Here is a 19,498-nt window from a genome sequence, read left to right on the forward strand (position 1 = left end):
TTTGTTAAAATCACGGTTCCGGAAAAATTCTACACAATATTCTTTTTCCACCTCCTTTCATTGGTTCCGCTGTGAGTTGAATGAATCCGATGCGTTGCAATTGTACGCCTATGAAAGAGCATGATCTCACCGTGCATCGTGTGGCACACCACTAAATACCAACAAACTAAATCTGTCCGTCCAAAGGCCATCTGTGTCTGGCTAATAGGGACTATGTGAGGAGTCACTTGAGTTCAGCAGACGTACCGCAGGGCACCGTTTCAGTTGCAAGCAACCAAACAGAATGTTCATTTTAATTGTGCACGTGGATCTCAGGCAAGATAAAGCAAATTTAATGCCGGCCGTTGGCACCGTTTTTTTTTCTCTGTAAAGCATTAGAATCAAATGCTTTTAAGAAATGATGGGTGTTGTTCAGTAATCATTGAACCTCTAAAATATGAAAAATTAGTTATATCGTTGAGAAAAAATTTTCCTATCTGCTTGCGGTGTGTGTGGGGTTACACTTGTAACAATTTTAAATAATTAAGAATGTGTTATAGGAATGATTACGATTTTATTATCAGATTTGATTGAATTTGAGTAATATGAGTAATATCTCGATAAAATTAGTCAATAATCGTTTAAATATTTAGTGGTGATTGAATGAATCCACGTGTTGGTGTTTTTATTATTTTAATCCGAATATGTTTTTGATTCAGTTGTTTACATTTTGTGTCGATTCTTAGGTGCTGCAGCTGTATTAAGGAGAATTATTGACACAATTTTAGCATGCAGGCTAAATAGGCAAACCAAAGTTCCCTTGTGTTCTTCTACTATATAAATAAGGAGCGAACCATGGCCGATCAACATCCAATCCCCAAACTCCGGTCGCCCAAAACGGGCCCGGAACTGCTGGACATGTACTTTCTTTACGCCCGTTCCCACCTGCTGGAGACGGCCTCCATTCTGGACCGCATCCAGCGGGCGCCGGATGGCGACAAGGCCTTTGCCGATCCCCGGATCGGGCAGCTGATCGCCGCCTGCGACATCATCAAGGATACTGCCGGCTACCGCGGAGAGCGGTTCCAGCTTTTGTTTTCTGATCCGGAAAAATAGCCGGTTCGGGTACATCCGGATATCAGCCAATCAATCCTTTTTCGAGGACACCGATCCAAGGAGAAGAACCATGTTTGTCATCGAACCCCATATCCACATGATCGCCCGCACCACCGCCGACTACGAACGCATGGCCCGCATGCACACCGTGGCCTGCTGCGAACCCTCTTTCTGGGCCGGCTACGACCGCACCTCGCCCGAGGCGTTTTACGACTACTTCACCCATATCACCACCTTCGAACCGACCCGGGCCGCCCAGTACAACATCGACCACTACTGCTGGATCTGCATGAATCCCAAAGAGGCCGAGGACGTGGCCTTTTCCCGGGAGGTGATCGCCTTCATTCCCGAGTTTTTGGAAAAACCCAATGCTTTGGGGGTGGGCGAGATCGGCCTGAACCTGAACACCCCCAACGAGATGACCGTTTTCGAGGAGCAGGTGGAGGTGGCCCTGAAGCACGACGTGCTGATCTGGATCCACACCCCGCATCTCAAGGACAAGCTCAAGGGCACCCGCATGATGGTGGACTACCTCACGGGCCACGGTGGAATCGACCCCGAGAAGGTCTGCTTCGACCACTGCGAGGAGCACACCCTGAAGATGGTTCGGGACGCCGGATTCTGGGCCTCCATGACCATCTACCCCATCACCAAGAATTCCCCCGGGAGGGTAGTGGACGCCATCGAGATCTACGGCCTGGAGAAGATGATGGTGGATGCCTCGGGAGACTGGGGGCCGTCGGATCCCGGCACCCTGCACGACGCCATCTTCGAGATGCGCCGGCGGGGTCACGATATCCGTAACGTGGAGACGGTGTTCTACAACAACCCCTGCTTTTTTCTGGGACAGAGCGACAAGTTCAAACAGAAACCCACCGTTCCCCGTCAAGAGGCCTGGGCCGTTTGATGACGGCGTTCAACCGGCTGCACCTGCGGATCATGCTGCCCTTTGTCGGCTTGATCGTGGTGGTGGGGATCGTATCCCTGCTGCTCAGCCGGCACACCCTCGACCGGTTGATGGACCGGCGGCTGGAGGCCCAGTCCCAACGCATCAGCCGGGTGCTGGCCAATGCCCAGTTCGTGTTCAATCCCGTTTATCTGGCAAAGCTCAGGGACGCCATCGACAGCGACATCGTCGTGTTTGCCGGGGACGGCAGCGTCAAGGCCACCACGGTTGTGCCGGAAACGGTGGAAACCTTACTGGGGCAGCTCGATCCAGCCCGGCTCTACGAGACGATTTCCGTTTCCAACCAGCAAACGCTGCAGCGGAAGGTTTTCCTGGACCGGCGCCCGTTTCTGGTCACCGTCCGGACCATGCCCGACCCTGCCGCCGGCGAACAGCCCACGATGCTCTGGGTGCTGGCCGACATGGGCGACGCCGCTGCTCTGCTGTCCGCCTTTACCGCCCGGATTGTCCTGGTCGGCGCCGGCGGTGTGCTGCTGGTCGTGATTATGGGGTACTGGATCGCCCGCTCGGTGAGCCGCCCGGTGGATGAGCTGGTCACGGTGACCGAAGCGATCGCCGATGGCCGCTTCGAACGCCAGGCGGGCCTGCCGGCGGTGGCCGAATTGCGGGTCCTGGCGGAAGCGGTCAACACCATGAGCCGCAGGCTGAGCGAATACCGGGACAAGGTGGCCCAGAGCAGCCGTTTGGCCGCTGCCGGTAAGATTACCGCAGCCATGGCCCACGAAATCAAAAACCCCCTTTCCAGCATCAAGATGCTGAGCCAGCTGCTGCGCGACCGGCTGCAGGACGTACCGGAAAACCAGGCCATGATTCGCTCGATCCTGGAAGAGATCACCCGGCTGGAACGCATTGTCGGGGACCTGGCCAACCGCATGAAACCCACCGCCCTGGCCCTGGTGTCGACGCAGATCAACCCGCTGGTCGACCAGCTCCTGCCCTTGATCCAGCCCAAGCTGGCCCATCGAAAAATTCAACTGCAAAAGGATTGCCAACCCGGCCTCCCCCGGGTTACCCTGGATCCGGACAAAGTCAAGCAGGTGCTCTGGAACCTGCTGCTCAACGCCATGGACAGTATGCCCGCCGGCGGGGTCGCCACCCTCCGAACCCGCCTGGCCGGCGATTCGATCTGCATCTGCGTGGACGATCAAGGGGAAGGCATTGCCGAGGACCAGCGGGATCGGTTGTTCGATCCGTTCGTGACCACCAAGCCGGAAGGGCTGGGATTGGGGTTGTCCACCAGCCGTGAGATCGCAGCGGCCCACGGCGGCACCCTGACCCTTGAGAATCTGGCAACGGGCGTTACGCGGGCCACCTTGCGGCTGCCCCTTCAACCCGACGAGAGCGCTACCGATGGCGACGATACTGATCGTTGATGACGAAGAAAACATCTGTTTCGCCCTGGCGACCTTTTTAAGGGATCGCGGTCATGCCACCGCGACGGCTGCCACGGCGGAAGATGCCCTCACGACGGTGCGGTCCCAACGGCCGGACATCGTGTTTCTGGATGTGCGCCTGCCGGGTCGCGACGGCCTGGCGGTGATCGGCGATATCCATTCGGCCGCCCCGGACACCCAGGTGGTGGTCATGACCGCCCACGGCACCATGGACACGGCCATTACCGCCATGCAGCAGGGCGCCTATGACTACCTCACCAAGCCCATGGATCTGGATGCCGTGGGTGATCTGGTGGATCGCATCCTCCAGACCCGGACAGCGGAACGGATCGAGGTCCCGGAAAACGATCGGCTGACCGGGCCGGACGACTCGAACACGATCATCGGCAAAAGCCAGTCCATCCAGGACATCTATAAAATGATCGGCCTGCTGACCACCAATGATGTTCCGGTGCTCATCGAAGGCGAAAGCGGCGTGGGCAAGGAACTGGTGGCCCGTGCGATCCATTTCAAGAGCCGCCGCAAGGACCACCCGTTCGTGGCCATCAACTGCGGCGCCATGCCCGAGAACCTCCTGGAAACCGAGTTGTTCGGGCATGAAAAAGGCGCTTTTACCGGCGCGGCCGACCGCAAGATCGGCAAGTTCGAATTCGCCGAACAGGGGACCATTTTTTTGGATGAAATCGGCGAACTGCAGCTGCCCCTGCAGATCAAATTGCTGCGGGTGCTTCAGGAGCGTCAAATCGTGCGGGTGGGCGGACTGGATGCCATCGCCATTCAGGCCCGGGTGATCGCCGCCACCAACAAGGACCTTTCCCGGGAGGTGGAGGCCGGCCGGTTTCGGAGCGACCTTTACTATCGGCTGCAACTCATTACCCTCAAACTTCCGCCGCTTCGCGAGCGGCGGGAGGACATCGGCCGCTTGACCGACCACTTTATCGCCAAGGCCAATCAGGAGCTGGGCAAGACCATCAGCGGCATTGCGGCCGCGGCCATGGACCGGCTGTTGGCTCACAGCTGGCCCGGAAATGTCCGGGAGCTGGAAAACGTGATCAAGCGCGCGGCCATCCTCACCCGGGGAGATACCATCGGCATCCACCGCCTGGAGATCATGGATTCCCCGGAAAAGACGGTCGGCCCTCAGAGCGTGCCGCTGTCCGTGGAAGCGGCTGCGGCGGCGTGGTTTGCCGCCCGGAACCATCCGGATGGATTTTCGCCCGGCCGACTGCATGGCGACATCATGGCCCGTGTGGAAAAAACATTGATCCAACAAGCCCTGGCCGCCTGCGGCAACAATCAGGTGCAGGCTTCGGCGCTGCTCGGCATGAACCGGTCGACGTTGAGAAAGAAGGTGGCCGAATATGCCCTTTGAGGCGCGCAGGCGCCGCAGTCTTCCTCGATCGCTGCGGTGGTCATGGTCCGCAAATATGATACAAATTACACAGCCACTGACATTTTTTGTACAGATTGACCGGAGGAAAACAGCGTGACCCGTTCCCAGCTCAACCTCTCGACGGCCCCTCGATTTTTCCTGTAGATCCAAAAAAATAAGTGAATACAAATTGTTGGTATGATATTCGGATTGCTGCTGCACGATCGATAGCGATCCTACAGCCAAAACATCAAGCTGGTCCACTTTTTGCTTCTAAATTCAGAGCACTTTACCTCTGGGAAAATAATGTGGCACCAACCATTACAACTGTTATCAGAATTGGCACGATTTTTCCGTTTGGTGTCAGGAAAAAACTGATACAAAGTTTATAACCAATTGATTATTTTCGATTTCATAAATTTTTAAAAAATTATTTCCTGACACCGCAACGAAGCTGATGCCGCCAATATTTTCCGATAAATGAAAATGGGAAATTGCCATAACCAACTAAATATTATTGAAATATGTGCAAATGACTAGGTGCAGTAGATCAAGTTCTCTGAAATTTGTAGCGAACAGAATAATCCCCTTTTTGTTCCCGGGGCAGCCCGCCCCCAATTACGGGTTGCCCCATTCCCCTTTCAAAGTGCGTTTCTTTTCAGAAACCCGGGTCGACACGTCGACAGGGGTTTTCCCTATTTCTTCACCATTGATTTCAACCGTAACCGCTTGGGCGGAAACCTTGCCTTGGCGGGAGAACCTTCATAGGTGCCGTTTTGAATGGAAAATCAGGAGTCATGATCGTAGGCGCGATGGGCCATTTGGCCACGACCGCCATGGTGGGCGTTTCGGCGATGAAACACGGGCTGTGCGGGCAGACCGGTATGGTGACCGCCATGGATCCCTTTTCGCGACTGGACCTCGAGGATCCAGGGGATCTGATCTTTGGCGGGTGGGATATCCGTAAAATGGATCTCCATGCGGCCATCGGCCGCATCCTCGGCGACATCGGCCCGTTTGACGCGACCCAAATTCCGATCATCCAGAATGATCTGGATGCCATCGCCAGAAATATTTTCCCCGGATCCGCTTTCAACAGCGGTTCGGCGATTCAGGAACTGGCCGCGGATCGGTCGATGCTCAACGGCAGAAGTCTTGTGGACCTCATTGCCGGTCTGGCGTCCGACATTGAACGATTCAAGGCTGACAACGATTTAGAAAACCTGGTGGTGGTCAACCTCGCCTCCACCGAACCGCCCATCGATGGTCCAGCCGCCGATATGTCCCTGGCGGGCCTGGAACGGGCCATTCAAACGGATGACCGCACGGCGGTCCGGGCCAGCACCCTTTATGCCTACGCGGCCATCGATGCCGGCGCCGTTTATATCAATTTCACGCCGTCACAGTGCGCCATGTTTTCAGGGTTGGTTGACCTGGCGCAAAAAAAGCGTGTGCCCCTGATGGGCAGCGACGGCAAGACCGGCGAGACCTTGGTGAAAACCGCCCTGGCCCCCATGTTTGCCTGCCGCAACCTGAATGTGCTCAGCTGGCAGGGATACAACATTCTCGGAAACATGGATGGTGCCGTGCTGGCCCACGCCGAAAACAAAGAATCGAAAATTCGTTCCAAGGACAAGGCCCTGGCCCGCATTTTGGGCTACCGACCCCACTCCCAGGTTTCCATCGATTATGTGCCCTCTTTGGGAGACCGCAAGACCGCTTGGGATTTCATCCATTTTGAAGGCTTTTTGAATACCCGGATGACCCTCCAGTTCACTTGGCAGGGCTGCGACAGCGCCCTGGCCGCGCCGCTGGTGTTGGATCTGATTCGGCTGGGCTTGTTTGCCAAACAGCAGGGGGAGTCCGGTTTGATGCAGCATTTGGCCTGTTTTTTCAAATCGCCGGTGGGCGTCGAAGAGCATGACCTCCACCGCCAGTTCCAGCGACTCCAGGACTATGCCGAACAGAAGATCAAACAGGGATCTCGGGATGGACTTCTTGAGGCGCTCAATTGATCTGCTGACCGCTTCTACGCGATGCGACTCGCTCAACTGAATTTGGAAAAGAAAGGACGAAACACGATGATTCGATACCGTAATAAAATGATCACCACGGGAATGGCTTGCCTTCTGATCGTTTTTTTCTGGGGCTTGCCATTGCCGGCCATCTCCGGAACGCTGCCTTCCACCCACAGTGACATATCGCTGAGCAAGGAGGTCGACCGGACCCAAACCAATGGGTTCGCCTTCCTGAAAAAGATGCAGAATCCGGATGGGTCCTGGTCGAATCCCGATTTCCCGGCCCTGACCGGACTGGTGCTCTATGCTTTCTTCACCGCGCCGGACTTTGACCCATCGGCCCCCCGGCCGGCCTTCATCCAAAAAGGCCTGGATTTTATCGTCGGCAATGCCCAGGCAAACGGGTCGATATACAAAGAAAAACTCCCGAATTACAACACGGCCATCAGCATGCTGGCGTTAATCGCCGCCGGTGATCCGGCCTACTACCCGATCATCGCTAAAGCCCGCAGTTATGTGGCCTCCCTGCAGGAAGACCGCGGCAAGAAAGGCCAGACCGACGACCCCTACGACGGCGGGATCGGCTACGGAACCAAGGACCATTCGGATATGTCCAACACTTACTTGGCCCTGGAGGCGCTTCGCATGAGCGAGTTCCTCGAATCGGACCAGCACATTCAAATCTTCGAGGATCTCAAAGGGTTCGAAAAGAAGTCCCTGGACTGGGACGCCGCCCTCAAATTCATCCAACGGTGTCAGAATCTTCCCACCCATAATGACCAGGCGTGGGCCAGCGGCGATCCAGACAACAAGGGCGGCTTCGTTTACTTTCCGGGCAACAGCAAAGCCGGTGAACAGAAGCTCCCCAATGGGAAGGTGGCCCTTCGATCCTACGGGTCCATGACCTATGCCGGATTGCTGAGCCTGATTTACGCCGATCTCAAAAAGGATGACCCGCGGGTGACGGCGGCCTATGATTGGATTCAAAACAATTATACCCTGGAAGAAAACCCCGGTTTAGGCCAGCAGGGCCTTTTCTACTACTACCACACCATGGCCAAAGCGCTGACGGTCCTGCAGGTCGATCATTTGACCGCCGAAAACGGGCAGTGGATCGACTGGCGAAAAGAGCTGACCCAAAAACTGGTCGAAAAGCAGAAAGGGGACGGCTCCTGGATCAATGACAGCGGACGCTGGTGGGAGAACGATCCGGTTCTGGTGACCGCCTATTCGTTGATTGCATTGAACATGATCGTCACATAGCTCGATAGCAACCGCCTGTAGTTTCGTTCGCCGCGGTTTCTTTTTTCAGTGGAACCGCCCAATGCCCAGTTGCGCTTTTTTAAGACGACTCACGACGATTCCGATAATAGAGGCGCATATCATGCAGTTCTCGTTCAGTTCGAATGCATTTCGGAACTTCAGTCTGCAAGAAGCAGCCGAACATATCTCTATTGCCGGTTATGCCGGTTTGGAAATCATGTGCGATACGCCCCACGCCTGGCCTTACCATCTCAGCAAGGCCGATGTGGCAGATATCAAACGATTTATGGCCAAACAGGATTTGGAGATCGCCAATTTGAATGCCTTCATGATGTGTGCTGTGCAAGACTTCCATCATCCTTCCTGGATCGAAGCGGATCGTGACTTCCGGCGGCAGCGAATCGAATATACCATTCGCTGCATTCGTTTGGCAGAGAAACTGGGCGTTCCTACTATTTCCACTGAGCCTGGCGGGCCGGTCAATGGGATGAGACGCGAACTGGCAATGGAAATTTTCATGGACGGATTGGCGCAAGTGACCCCCCACGCTGTGAATTGCGGAGTCACCGTTTTAATTGAGCCGGAACCCGGGCTCTTAATCGAGACGGCGGATGAATTTGTCAAGCTGATTCATGGCTTTGGCTCGGATGGAATCGGCCTAAACTTCGATGTGGGCCATTTTTACTGTGTCAACGAGGACCCCTGCCTCAAGATCGCGGAACTGCAAGGCTACATCCGCCACTTCCACTTGGAAGATATTCCCCTGACCCGGGAGCATCGCCACATCATGCTGGGTGAAGGGGGCATCGATATTTCCAAGGTCCTCGATCAGATCAACACCATCGGGTATAATGGATATGTCACTGTCGAACTCTATCCCTATCAGGAAACGGCCCCGGAAATCGCCAAGCGGTCCAGGCGATTCCTACGCCGATTGGAAGGCTGTGCCTAACCCCAGAGATCTTCTGGAACTGGTGCGGATCCCGGGAATTTTCACCGCCCAGGCAGATATCCTTGCCGGTTTTTTCATTGCCGGGGCAGCCGCTTCGAATATGCCGGCGCTTCTTCTGCTGATCGTGGCCTCCTCTTGTTTTTACGCGGCCGGAATGGCCCTCAACGATGCTTTCGACGCAACGATCGATGCCCGGGAGCGGCCTGGACGACCGATCCCCTCGGGACGCATCGAACGCCGTACGGCGTTTTCCATCGGATTTGGATTGCTGTGCGTCGGTCTGTTGTTTTCCCTATCGGCGGGGTGGCCCAGTTTTTTGGTCGGCCTGCTGCTGGCCGTTGCCATCTGCTCTTATGACGGGGCCATGAAACAGCATGACTGGCTGGGGCCCGCAAACATGGGGGCCTGCCGGTACCTGAATCTTCTTCTGGGACTTTCCACCGCCTCGCTATCTGTGGCAAGCTTCACGATTCCCTTGCTGTCCGGGGTTCATATCTTCGGCGTGACCGCGCTGAGCCGCTCGGAAACACAGGGCAATGACAGCCGGGGGATCGTGGTTTGCGGCATATCCCTCACCCTGGTTCCGATCCTGTACTGTGCCTTGCAGCTTGGCGGCGTCCTCCCCAACCGGTTGGGATTGCGTTTGTGCAGCCTCTGGGCCGTCCTGCTGATGGCGCTTCTGGCCCGTCTGTCCGTTCGGCCGTCTCCCGGTAACATGCAATGGACCGTCAAATGGCTGCTGATGGCGCTGGTCGTTTTGGACGGTATCCTGGTGGCGGGCGTCTGTCCCTGGCCATGGGGGGCGCTGGTCGGGGCCATGTTGATTCCGGCGGTCGTCATTTCCAAAAAATTTTACATTACCTGAAAAATTCTCGCCGCCGTGGCCGTAAGGAGAAAATGTGACCGAACATCTGGTAGTATTCAATGTCGTGGGGCTTTCCCCAAAATATCTCAACCTGTTGAGGGAACTGCCCAACTTTTCGGATCTGATGAGCAACGGTCTGGCAGTCCCTGTGGACCCTGTCTTTCCTGCCTTGACCCTGCCGGCCCAGGCTTCCCTCGTAACCGGAAGCTGGCCGGAACAGCATGGCATCGTCGCCAACGGGTTTTATGACCGGAATCGGATGGAAGTGAGTTTTTGGGACCAGCACCGATTTCTGGTTCAGGGCCGGCCGCTGTGGGAGCGTATCAAGCGGCGGCGGCCGGACATGACCACTGCGGTCCTCTTCTGGCAGAACACCCTGCACGGGCAAGCCGACATCATCGTCACCCCCAAGCCCATGCACGCCGAGCATGAACTGATCCAGTGGTGCTATTCCAAACCCGTCGGGTATTATGAATCACTGGTCGAAGAGATCGGGCCGTTCAACTTGTTCGATTACTGGGGACCTTTTGCATCTCCAAACGCCTCTCGCTGGATCATCGACAGTGCCGTTGCCACCATGCGTCGCCACCGACCGCATCTGATGATGGTCTATCTGCCCCATCTGGACTACTCCTGCCAGAAATACGGTCCCGATGACTCCCGGGTGGTCGAAGATCTTAAAATCGCCGATACGCTGATCGGCAATTTCAGGGACGCCCTTGGCGATATGGGACTTGATGATCGCACGACGCTGGCCGTGGTTTCGGAATACGCCCTCTCGCCCGTTTCCGATGCCGTTTCACCCAATCGTATTCTCAGGGATGCGGGACTGTTGGCCGTCCGGGAAATCCAAGGCCGAGAATACCTGGACATTGAATTCAGCCGGGCGTTTGCCATGGTGGATCACCAGATCGCCCATGTCTATGTGCACGATGAGAACGATTGTGATGCGGTTGCCTCTCTCTTGCAAGGCACACCGGGCATTCAAGCCTTATGGGACGGGGAAAGAAAGCACCGCGCCCATGTCAATCATCGGAGGTCCGGCGAATTGATCGTCCTGGCCGACCCGGATCGATGGTTGGCCTATTATTGGTGGTTGGATTCCGGGAAAGCCCCGGATTTCGCCGATCATGTGGATATTCACCGCAAGCCGGGCTACGATCCGCTGGAACTGTTCATTGACGAGAAAACGTTCAAGATCTTCTCGGACACGACGCTGATCAAAGGCAGTCACGGTCTTCCCGCTCGGGATCGAGACCAGATGGCCATGCTGATGATCGGCGGAGACGCCGGGGAGCGAATGGAATTGACCGAACCCGTCCCGATGGTCGATGTATCCGCGATCCTTGAACAGGTGCTCATCTCCTGATGTTTCGCTTGGGCTACAATACCAACGGGTTCGCCCACCATCGGCTGGCCGATGCTATAGCGATTATCGGCCAGTTGGAATATGACTGTGTGGCCATCACCCTGGATCATGGGGCGTTAGATCCATGGGACCCATCCTTGGATCAACAGCTCCGGGATGTAAAGCGCCAGCTCGATCATCTTGGACTTTCATGTGTCATCGAGACAGGGGCCCGTTTTCTCCTCAACCCGTGGGAGAAGCACGAACCCACGCTTCTGTCAGATGGTGATGGGAAGCGCTTTCAACGGATGGAATTCCTGAAACGGGTGGTTGATATCGCGGTGGAACTGGATGCCGCGGCGGTATCCTTCTGGTCCGGTGCTAAGCCAGAAAACGTCGAAAAAGATCTTGCATGGAAGTGGTTGGTGGACGGATGCCGACAATTGTCGAATTATGCATCCGATAAGGGGATGCCTCTGGGATTCGAACCTGAGCCCGGGATGTTCATTGAAACGCTAACGGATTTTAAACGATTAAAAACTCGAGTGGGCAACTCTGTTTTCCAACTCACCCTGGACGTGGGCCACGCCTTGATTACCGAACCTATCAGTGTTGCCGAATGCATCAGGCAATACAGGGCTGATATCATCAATATCCACCTCGAGGACATGAAAAAAGACCGGCACAACCATCTGTTCTTCGGAGATGGCGAGGTCGATTTCCTATCTGTTTTTCAAGCGCTGCAGGAGATCAACTACAGCGGTCCGGTGTGTGTGGAATTGAGCCGCCACAGTCATCAGGCCGTCGAAACGGCAAGGTCGGCAAAAACATTCTTGTCCGAATATCTCCAATTTTCTATTTCTGATTCCGATACGTCTTCCCCGAGATGCCGACTTGGCGCATGATCAACAGCATGGCCTGGCACTCTCGGCCTAATGAAAATGCTCTCAATTTTGCAAAGATAATATTCCCACCGGCGGGACGCAAAGGCCTCCATCCGTTCCGGCGAGAACCGTTTCAGGGGGGGTCCCAGCTTGGCGCATTGATTTTTGTAGATGGTTGGGGATCAAGGAAATACCTTCAACCCATCCGCGCAATGTGACTATTCATGTCAATCAAAGATGTGATTATTATGGCTGTTTCGATTTTTGTTTATCACCGATTTTCGCGTAGCGTTAAACGTCATAGAAATATAACATCATTCATCCCCAGGCATTAGCCAAAATTTAAGGTTAGCTTTGTACCACTCACACCAGGCAAGCGTAGCGGTAATTTATTCCAAGGCACCTGACGAAGGATCGGATTGTGGGCGCGTTTGGGATATTTGACGGTTACGGTTTGCCCATCAATAGTGATATCGCCCTTGCCCCGTACGAAATGCCGATAGATTTTTGGAGCATCGCAATCTTCGAACCCTCGAAGTTTTTTTGCGAGCATGGTGTAAAGGGTGTCAGCGACCATTGTCAAAGCGATGTCGAATTGTACCTTTGTAAGGATGGGCGATGATAGAGCATTCAAGTGAAAGAATTTGACGGCCTCTGCTATGCCATTTTCGACTCGCCATCTTCTGGCGTAGTTTCCGATCAACAACTCCAAAGACATGTCAAAATCATTGGTGATAAGAAAGGTGGGCTTCTCGCGGCCATTACCACGGACAATGATTTGTCGTAATTTTCCGGTGTAATGTCTGAGCGTTATGGACGATTCGTGTACCAGTGGGTTGGGATATTTCCTTTTCTCATGAGGGATGTGTATTTTTTTCCATCCTTCCAACTTGTCAATATTGTGAATCATTTTTCCGCCTCGACGACGAAGCGTGATAAATTTCACATCGTGATTCGAATTGAGTTCGGAAAGCTTGGAGTATGACGTAAATTTCGAATCGAAGACGAGTGTTGGTTTGACGCCTCGCTTAATTGATTTCCAAAAAGACAAAAACTCAAGAACCTGGTTATCCGATTCGCTGCTTTTTATATCGGCATCAGTGTAAAGGATGAGCTTTGATTTGCTGTCTTGGGCAAAAAGGGTTAACGCACCCTTCATGCGTTTGCCCCGCGCCCCGGCCCAATGTTTTTCCAGGACTGATTCATCGCCGAAATGGGGTACTGTATGAAAATCAAGATTGACAAATTGACCGTCGTAAAGGCCCAATTTTGTGGCATTTTTTATAAATGCCGTTTGTATCCGCTGGATATGCCCTTTATCAAGTGAGTATGAGTAGGTGGACATGGCCGTACATTTAGGCAATCTGTTGAGTCCAGCGAAAAGCCCTAGAACAGGATCAAAGGCATGATCTGTGACGTGGGCATATCGTTCCGTGCCGATCAGTTTCAGACCAAGAAATGAAAGCAAGTAGTTTACCGCTGGAATCACCTTGCTGCCGGGAAGTCTGGCAGAATTCACGATACCTGCAAGGTCAAGCTGACATAGAAAGGGCGCAAAAAGAAAAACGCCGGCGGTTTCGGAAGTTAGACGCTGGCCATCGAGATCGGATAAGGTCAAACTTTCGGATTTTTCTGGAATTTCTGCGCCTTTGACCGTCTTACCGGTTCTGATACGCGTGCGCCGGGACAATTTGGGAAACCCTTCCTCGGCGATGACCCGCTCGACAGTCCTAACGGAGATTTCCACTCCGTCATCGCTTAGAAGTTCGGTGATTTGACCAGAAGAAAGCCCCATTTTCCGCCATTGGACTATTTTGCCTCTGGTCTCAGCCGAAACACGTCTTCTTTGTACCTTGCCTAATGTAACCGGTTCAGCAAGATCGATTTTCCCATGCACAAATTGATGCTTTAGCAGCCGTATATATCCTGGAGAGTAACCGAACCTATCCGCGACAACCTTGTGCGGAAGTCGATCAACAAATAGCGACCTCAAAGCCTCATATCGTCGCTGCCATTCGAATTTGGGATACATGAAAAATTTTTCATCACGCATGTTTTATGTTATTCCAAATGACGTTATAGATGTCAATCAAAATTTTCATAAAACATTTACTTCCCGCTCTACTGTTGTCAAAACGAGAAAATTAAAACTCACAATTTATTATATTTTTAAGTATGTTAAATGCTATTTGGAAGATTTACGTATTTACAATATGAAACATAATGAGAAGTTTAATGATATATTTATTGTCGTTATTACGTCATAAAATATAACATCAATATGGTTAAATTGATTTGAAATAATTTGTAACCGCCTTAAATATCAACCAATTGTCAAAAAAAGGGATTGTTGCTAAACTAAAAAATAGTAATGAAATGGGGGTATGCGAAAATCGGTGTTTATCATTACAAATCTTCAATAATGGATAGGTTAAGATAGCTGCTATTAAAATGTAATGCATAAATGCTAAATTAAGTTGTATTTTTGGCTATCTTAGATGGGGTGGTGAATCGATCAGAACGGCATCATATTGATTATGGACTTCGCCCAGCTTGTCGGTACGGTAATAATGGAAATCCCTTGTTGCAACCAATTTGGTTTCCATGTCGGCGAGGCTAAAACCGGCGGGGAGGAGGTCGATCTCTGGATATTTCGCCGTTTGAATGCGGGTCTACGTTAGCACTTGGTCGTCACGCAGGATGTCTGTTCATACTTGGGATATACGATGGATGCGCTGAAGAAAGGATGAACTTAGAGAACACTGCTGATCCATGTGGTTCATTTTCGTGAAACGTACCGGGCAAGTTCAAACAATTGTGGTTTTTCCAGCACCACCAATGATGTTGCAGAGTAAGCGTCCTATAAACCCCATCTTCTCAAGTCCTAAAAAATCTGGCATGGTGGGGTAGAACATGGGGGGCATCTTGAACAGTCCAGGGTAAGCGATCATCGAGGGGAAGAAGTAAAAATCAGTGGCGCATGGCGGCCAGAGCGTCCCTGTCGATATTTTTCGGTAAAAGCGCCCGATAGTCGTCCGTCGTCTTGGCAAAGGGCAGTTTCGCAAACAGGTAGCGAAGATAGGCATAGGGCTCAAGTCCGTTGGCCTTGGCGGTTTCGATCAGGCTGAAGAAGGTTGCGCTGGCCTCCGCTCCCCTTGGGGCTCCCGAAAACAACCAGTTCTTTCTGCCCAGCACAAATGGACGAATGGCGTTTTCGGCAACATTGTTGTCGGGTTTCAGAAACCCGGCGTCGATATAAACCACCAATTTATCCCATTGGTTCAGGCAGTATTGGATCGCTTTGCCCAAAAGGCTCTTTGGGGGAACTTGTGGATGATAGGTGTCCAACCAGGTTTTGAACCGGTCCAGTATCGGCTTGGCCTTCTCCTGTCGCAGGTCGTGGATCTTTTCATCCGTCAAGTCGTTTTCACGGGCAACCTTTTCGATGCCGTACAATGCGCCAATAAAATCCAACGCTTCATCGGCAAGATTTTTGTCTGCCGCGCGCTTTACGCCCCTTGTTCACCTCGATAAATTTGCGTCTGGCATGCGTCAGGCATCCGAGATGGATAATGCCCGGCTTCCGGGACAGTTGGTCATAGCCGCTGTAGCCGTCGCTTTGAACATAACCCAGATAGCCGTCGAGCATATCCTGCACCACTTTTGCGCTGCGCGTGGGGTGGTACTGATATAGTATTGCCGGTGCATCCAACGGGCCGCCGCAAAACACCCACATATATGATTTTGTGGTATCGCTTCGGCCCGGTTCCCGCAGCACCTGAAACGGACTTTCGTCAACATTGATCAATGGCCCGCTTCGAACTTCCTGCGTAAGCAATTCGATGATCGGTTGACAGCAACCGGCGGCCTGGATCATCCAGTTGGCCAGGGTTGCCCGCGACAGGCCAATACCCATCCGGCCAAATATCTTTTGCTGGCGGTGCAGGGGAAGCGCATCGGCAAACTTGGAGACGGCGATGTGGGCCAGCAAGCCCTCGGTGGCGATGCTCTTGGGGATCAGTTGTACCGGCGGCGGCGCGATCCTGACCGTCGGGCCATCGTCTTCAACGCCTTCACAGTGTTTACAGGCGTATTTGGGGCGAATGTGGCGAATCACTTGCATCTTGGCAGGAATATAATCGATCTTTTCACAGGTATCTTCACCGATGCGGCTCAGTTCGGCGCCGCATGCGCAGCGTTTCTCCGCTTCGGGCAAATCGTGGACAATCTCGACCCGGGGCAGATCCGCGGGCAGCGGTTTACGACCGCGCTTTTTGCGGGTGTGCGCCGGGACCACAATGTCATCGTCATTTGAAACCGGTTCGACCGGCGCATTCGATTCGAATAACGGCAACTGATTGGCATTGACTGCGGGAAGGGATTCGCTTTTACGGCCGAACAGCTCGTTTTTCAGCAGTCGTACCATCTCCTGCAAATAGTCGATCTGCTGCTGTTGAGAAGAGATGATCTGCTTGAGTGACTGCGCGTCATCGGGCAGGCTGGTCGATTCTGAAAACATGCCCGTTTTATAGCATAACCAATTGAATTTGTATATACTTATTATGTTTTTGAAGGGCCTTTTTCAGCTTGCGAAACGGTATCTTAATTGCGCATGAGCACGCGTAAAATCCAACCCGGCGAGCAGCCATTCCAGTTCTTTCGTTCTCAGGGAAACGACTCCGTCCGTGGTTGTGGGCCAGTGGAATCGATGCTTCTCAAGCCGTTTGTGCCATAAGGCGAAACCGTTTTTATCCCAGTAAAGAATTTTGACCATGTTGCGGCGCCGGTTGCAAAAAACGAAAAGATCGCCGGCAAACGGATCGAGGTCCATGGCCCGTTCAACCAAAACGGACAACCCGTTGATGGACTTGCGCATGTCCGTATGGCCTACTGCCAGAAAGACCCGTTTGGGCTTGCGGGGCAGTATCATAAAGCCGCCACCATGGCGACCAACTGCCTCAGTTCCGCATGCTGGTCCCATCCTTCCAGTTCAATAGCACACCCATTGGCCATGAGGATGCGGACGCCGTGACGTTGTCGAACCGAATCCGCAGGCAGCGTCACCGGTAAAAACGAAACATCCGGCCGCGGCTTCAGGATACGCCGTCGCCAGTAATAAAACTGGTGGGGTTTGAGATCGTTCTGCCTGCAATATGCCCGCTGGCTCAGGCCGCTTTGTTGCCACCGCCCAAGATGATGCTCCCAGAAGCTGCGCTTGCGATGAGTATTGATCTGATCGATTTCTTCCGGCATGAGGCCTCCTCTTGTTTTTGAGGAGCATATTGCCACGAATCGCCGGATCTGTGAAGATGGGGTTTATAGGACGTTTAGTGCGCCGGGAGACCGGCATGGAGTTGAGAATGAGAGAGTCTTACGGTGAAGGAGTAGCGCACCACACCGGCCCCGAGTCATGCGCCGGTGACCGTAAGGTTAAAGGCGAAGCGTTGACAGGGGTACGCACGGGCCAGCCATTGAGCGGCGAAATATATTTATCCAGGACGCCGACGCTGTTAAGCGAAGCGGAAGGCCACACCGAGGGCGGCGGTATGCGCGAGCCGCTCCTGGGTCCTGCGCCGTCGGAGACCCTGCGCACGTGCGGAAACTCCATGCACGGGAACCGGGAGATCCCACAGGTTCCTTCCCAGGATGGCAGGGATGGACGGACCTGGAAGGCCAAAAGCCATACGCTGGTCATGCACGCCTGTGGGAAGTCGGATGCCTGCATAGTACCTAAGAGGCCGCCGAACAATGCCAGGGAAGACTTGGTTGCGGAGACGGTGGAGGAAAGGCGGGCAATCAAGGGAAACGTGGTGCAACCGGCCATGCCCCGGACCCAGAGCCGGAAAAGTATGTTGCCCGGGTTGCGGCGCGTGCGAGAAGCAGCACGAAAAGACAAGGATGTACAGTTCACCTCGCTTCTACACCATGTGACCGTCACCCAGCTAAAGGACAGCTATCTTGCCTTGAAGAGACAGGCCGCTGCCGGCGTGGACGGCGTTACATGGTTAGCGTACAGAGAGAATCTGGATCAAAGATTGGCAAGCCTACACAGCAGAGTGCATGAAGGAACCTATCGTGCACTGCCCTCCCGGCGCGTGTACATTCCCAAACCAGACGGTCGCAAAAGGCCTATAGGAATCGCGGCTCTGGAAGACAAGATTGTACAGCACGCGGTAGGAAAGGTGCTGTCTGCCATCTACGAGGAAGATTTTCTTGGTTTTTCTTACGGGTTCAGGCCTGGTCGCGGCCAGCACGACGCGCTGGACGCACTGTTTGTCGGACTGACCCGTAAGAAGGTGAATTGGGTGCTCGATGCAGACATCAAGGGCTTTTTCGACGCCATCGGCCACAAATGGATGCAGCGTTTTGTAGAGCACCGGATAGCCGATCCTCGGGTACTCCGCCTAGTGCGCAAATGGCTACGAGCTGGGGTATCGGAGAAGGGGCAATGGGCCAAGACTACAGTGGGAACACCGCAAGGTGGTTTATGCAAAGCTTTGCATAACCCGCCTTATGCGAAGTTCGCGATTATGCAAAGTAAATCGCTTAATGTACAATATTTCCAACACATGCACTGAATTTACTTTGCATAATATCACGACTACTTCAGATTTGAAAGCCATTCCAACAATGCAGCGTCTTTATTCCAATCGGGAAGATTGCTATCTACCAGAGTTGGATAGGCGTTTTCGATGGCCTGACGTTTCAATTCGGTATCACACTTTGCGTAAATTTCGGTGGTTTTGATATCCTCATGTCCGAGAAAATCCCTGATATAGATAAGGCTAACGCCAGCCTGCAGCAGGTGCATTGCTTTGCTGTGGCGAAACATATGTGGCGTCACTTTTTCCGGCATGCTTGCAGATATCTTTTTCGCCGAAACAACATACTGAGAGATGATGTAGGCAATGCCTTCCTTAGTGAGTTTGCTACGATGCTTGTTGACAAAAAGCGGATAGTCCTTTTTCCAATCTTTATCAAGGGAATGCTCCTGAAGGTAATGTTGAAGCAAGGTCAGAGTATTTTTCATTAGAGGAACTCTGCGCATCTTATTGCCTTTTCCAGTGAGGATAAGCAGTGCCGGATTGTCCACTACAACATCCCGTACCCTGAGATCGGCTAATTCCTGCACTCTGCATCCTGAATCATAAAGAACACTCAAAAGCTACAGGGTCAGAATGCAGTTGGATTTTTTAACCCACTGAAATGTAAGCAAATATATCGTTGTATTCATTCATAATTGTATCGCTGTTCGATGATTATGGCGGCACTAAAAAATGTAACCATTTGATATTATTAAACCCGAGGATTGACATGGGAGAGCTAAATTGATACGATTA

At 53.1% G+C, this 19,498-nt stretch carries 16 protein-coding genes and 1 pseudogene; 11 read left to right on the forward strand and 6 right to left on the reverse strand.

The genetic code is table 11. The features are described 5' to 3' along the window. Positions 1–834: 834 nt before the first annotated feature. The 10 genes from GN112_RS03785 to GN112_RS03830 all read left to right on the forward strand — a co-directional run bounded on the left by GN112_RS03785 (position 835) and on the right by GN112_RS03830 (position 12,179). The gene (locus GN112_RS03785; RefSeq protein ID WP_155309016.1) at positions 835–1,095 is read left to right on the forward strand and encodes a hypothetical protein; all 261 of its coding nucleotides are present in this window, start codon (positions 835–837) and stop codon (positions 1,093–1,095) included. A 70-nt stretch (positions 1,096–1,165) separates the two neighbouring features. After that, a complete protein-coding gene (locus GN112_RS03790; protein WP_155309017.1) occupies positions 1,166–2,002 on the forward strand; it encodes a TatD family hydrolase in 837 nt (278 codons plus the stop codon). Continuing rightward, on the forward strand, positions 2,002–3,435 hold the full coding sequence (locus GN112_RS03795) for a sensor histidine kinase (protein ID WP_155309018.1): 1,434 nt from the start codon (positions 2,002–2,004) through the stop codon (positions 3,433–3,435). Before GN112_RS03790 ends, GN112_RS03795 begins: the two co-directional genes overlap by 1 nt. Next, complete coding sequence (locus GN112_RS03800; protein ID WP_155309019.1) at positions 3,413–4,828, forward strand: sigma-54-dependent transcriptional regulator; 1,416 nt, start codon at positions 3,413–3,415, stop codon at positions 4,826–4,828. Before GN112_RS03795 ends, GN112_RS03800 begins: the two co-directional genes overlap by 23 nt. Positions 4,829–5,625: 797 nt before the next feature. Then, positions 5,626–6,843, forward strand: a complete 1,218-nt coding sequence (locus GN112_RS03805; RefSeq protein WP_155309020.1) for an inositol-3-phosphate synthase — start codon at positions 5,626–5,628, stop codon at positions 6,841–6,843. Between the two features lie 66 nt (positions 6,844–6,909). Continuing rightward, positions 6,910–8,109, forward strand: coding sequence for a prenyltransferase/squalene oxidase repeat-containing protein (locus GN112_RS03810; RefSeq protein ID WP_162458772.1), 1,200 nt, complete (start codon positions 6,910–6,912; stop codon positions 8,107–8,109). Between the two features lie 121 nt (positions 8,110–8,230). Next, positions 8,231–9,061 carry a sugar phosphate isomerase/epimerase family protein gene (locus tag GN112_RS03815; RefSeq protein WP_155309021.1) on the forward strand — a complete coding sequence of 277 codons (831 nt, stop codon included), beginning with the start codon at positions 8,231–8,233 and terminating at the stop codon, positions 9,059–9,061. Further along, positions 9,054–9,926: a UbiA family prenyltransferase gene (locus tag GN112_RS03820; protein ID WP_162458773.1), complete on the forward strand. Its 873-nt coding sequence runs from the start codon at positions 9,054–9,056 to the stop codon at positions 9,924–9,926. Before GN112_RS03815 ends, GN112_RS03820 begins: the two co-directional genes overlap by 8 nt. Positions 9,927–9,960: 34 nt before the next feature. Beyond that, on the forward strand, positions 9,961–11,295 hold the full coding sequence (locus GN112_RS03825) for an alkaline phosphatase family protein (protein ID WP_155309023.1): 1,335 nt from the start codon (positions 9,961–9,963) through the stop codon (positions 11,293–11,295). Continuing rightward, positions 11,295–12,179, forward strand: coding sequence for a sugar phosphate isomerase/epimerase family protein (locus tag GN112_RS03830; RefSeq protein WP_155309024.1), 885 nt, complete (start codon positions 11,295–11,297; stop codon positions 12,177–12,179). The genes GN112_RS03825 and GN112_RS03830 overlap by 1 nt, the downstream gene beginning before the upstream one ends. A gap of 310 nt (positions 12,180–12,489) precedes the next feature. Here the strand turns inward: GN112_RS03830 and GN112_RS03835 are convergent, their stop codons facing one another. The 5 genes and pseudogenes from GN112_RS03835 to tnpA form a co-directional block, all read right to left on the reverse strand. Continuing rightward, on the reverse strand, positions 12,490–14,211 hold the full coding sequence (locus GN112_RS03835) for a transposase (RefSeq protein ID WP_197743248.1): 1,722 nt from the start codon (positions 14,209–14,211) through the stop codon (positions 12,490–12,492). Between the two features lie 436 nt (positions 14,212–14,647). Further along, positions 14,648–14,824 (reverse strand): ParA family protein, encoded by a 177-nt coding sequence (locus GN112_RS35105; protein WP_155314123.1) that lies wholly within the window; start codon positions 14,822–14,824, stop codon positions 14,648–14,650. Between the two features lie 304 nt (positions 14,825–15,128). Then, positions 15,129–16,677, reverse strand: a pseudogene (gene tnpC / locus GN112_RS03845) (IS66 family transposase). A 63-nt stretch (positions 16,678–16,740) separates the two neighbouring features. Beyond that, complete coding sequence (gene tnpB / locus GN112_RS03850) at positions 16,741–17,088, reverse strand: IS66 family insertion sequence element accessory protein TnpB (protein WP_155309025.1); 348 nt, start codon at positions 17,086–17,088, stop codon at positions 16,741–16,743. Next, positions 17,085–17,411 (reverse strand): IS66 family insertion sequence element accessory protein TnpA, encoded by a 327-nt coding sequence (tnpA, locus tag GN112_RS03855; protein WP_155309026.1) that lies wholly within the window; start codon positions 17,409–17,411, stop codon positions 17,085–17,087. Before tnpA ends, tnpB begins: the two co-directional genes overlap by 4 nt. 95 nt (positions 17,412–17,506) lie before the next feature. Between tnpA and GN112_RS03860 the strand changes: the two genes are divergently transcribed. After that, positions 17,507–18,736, forward strand: a complete 1,230-nt coding sequence (locus tag GN112_RS03860) for a reverse transcriptase domain-containing protein (RefSeq protein WP_197743249.1) — start codon at positions 17,507–17,509, stop codon at positions 18,734–18,736. A gap of 23 nt (positions 18,737–18,759) precedes the next feature. Here GN112_RS03860 and GN112_RS03865 read toward each other — a convergent pair whose 3' ends face one another. Next, the gene (locus GN112_RS03865) at positions 18,760–19,320 is read right to left on the reverse strand and encodes a tyrosine-type recombinase/integrase (RefSeq protein ID WP_269434891.1); all 561 of its coding nucleotides are present in this window, start codon (positions 19,318–19,320) and stop codon (positions 18,760–18,762) included. Positions 19,321–19,498: the final 178 nt, after the last annotated feature.

It is taken from the genome of Desulfosarcina ovata subsp. ovata, assembly GCF_009689005.1.
Lineage (GTDB): Bacteria > Desulfobacterota > Desulfobacteria > Desulfobacterales > Desulfosarcinaceae > Desulfosarcina > Desulfosarcina ovata.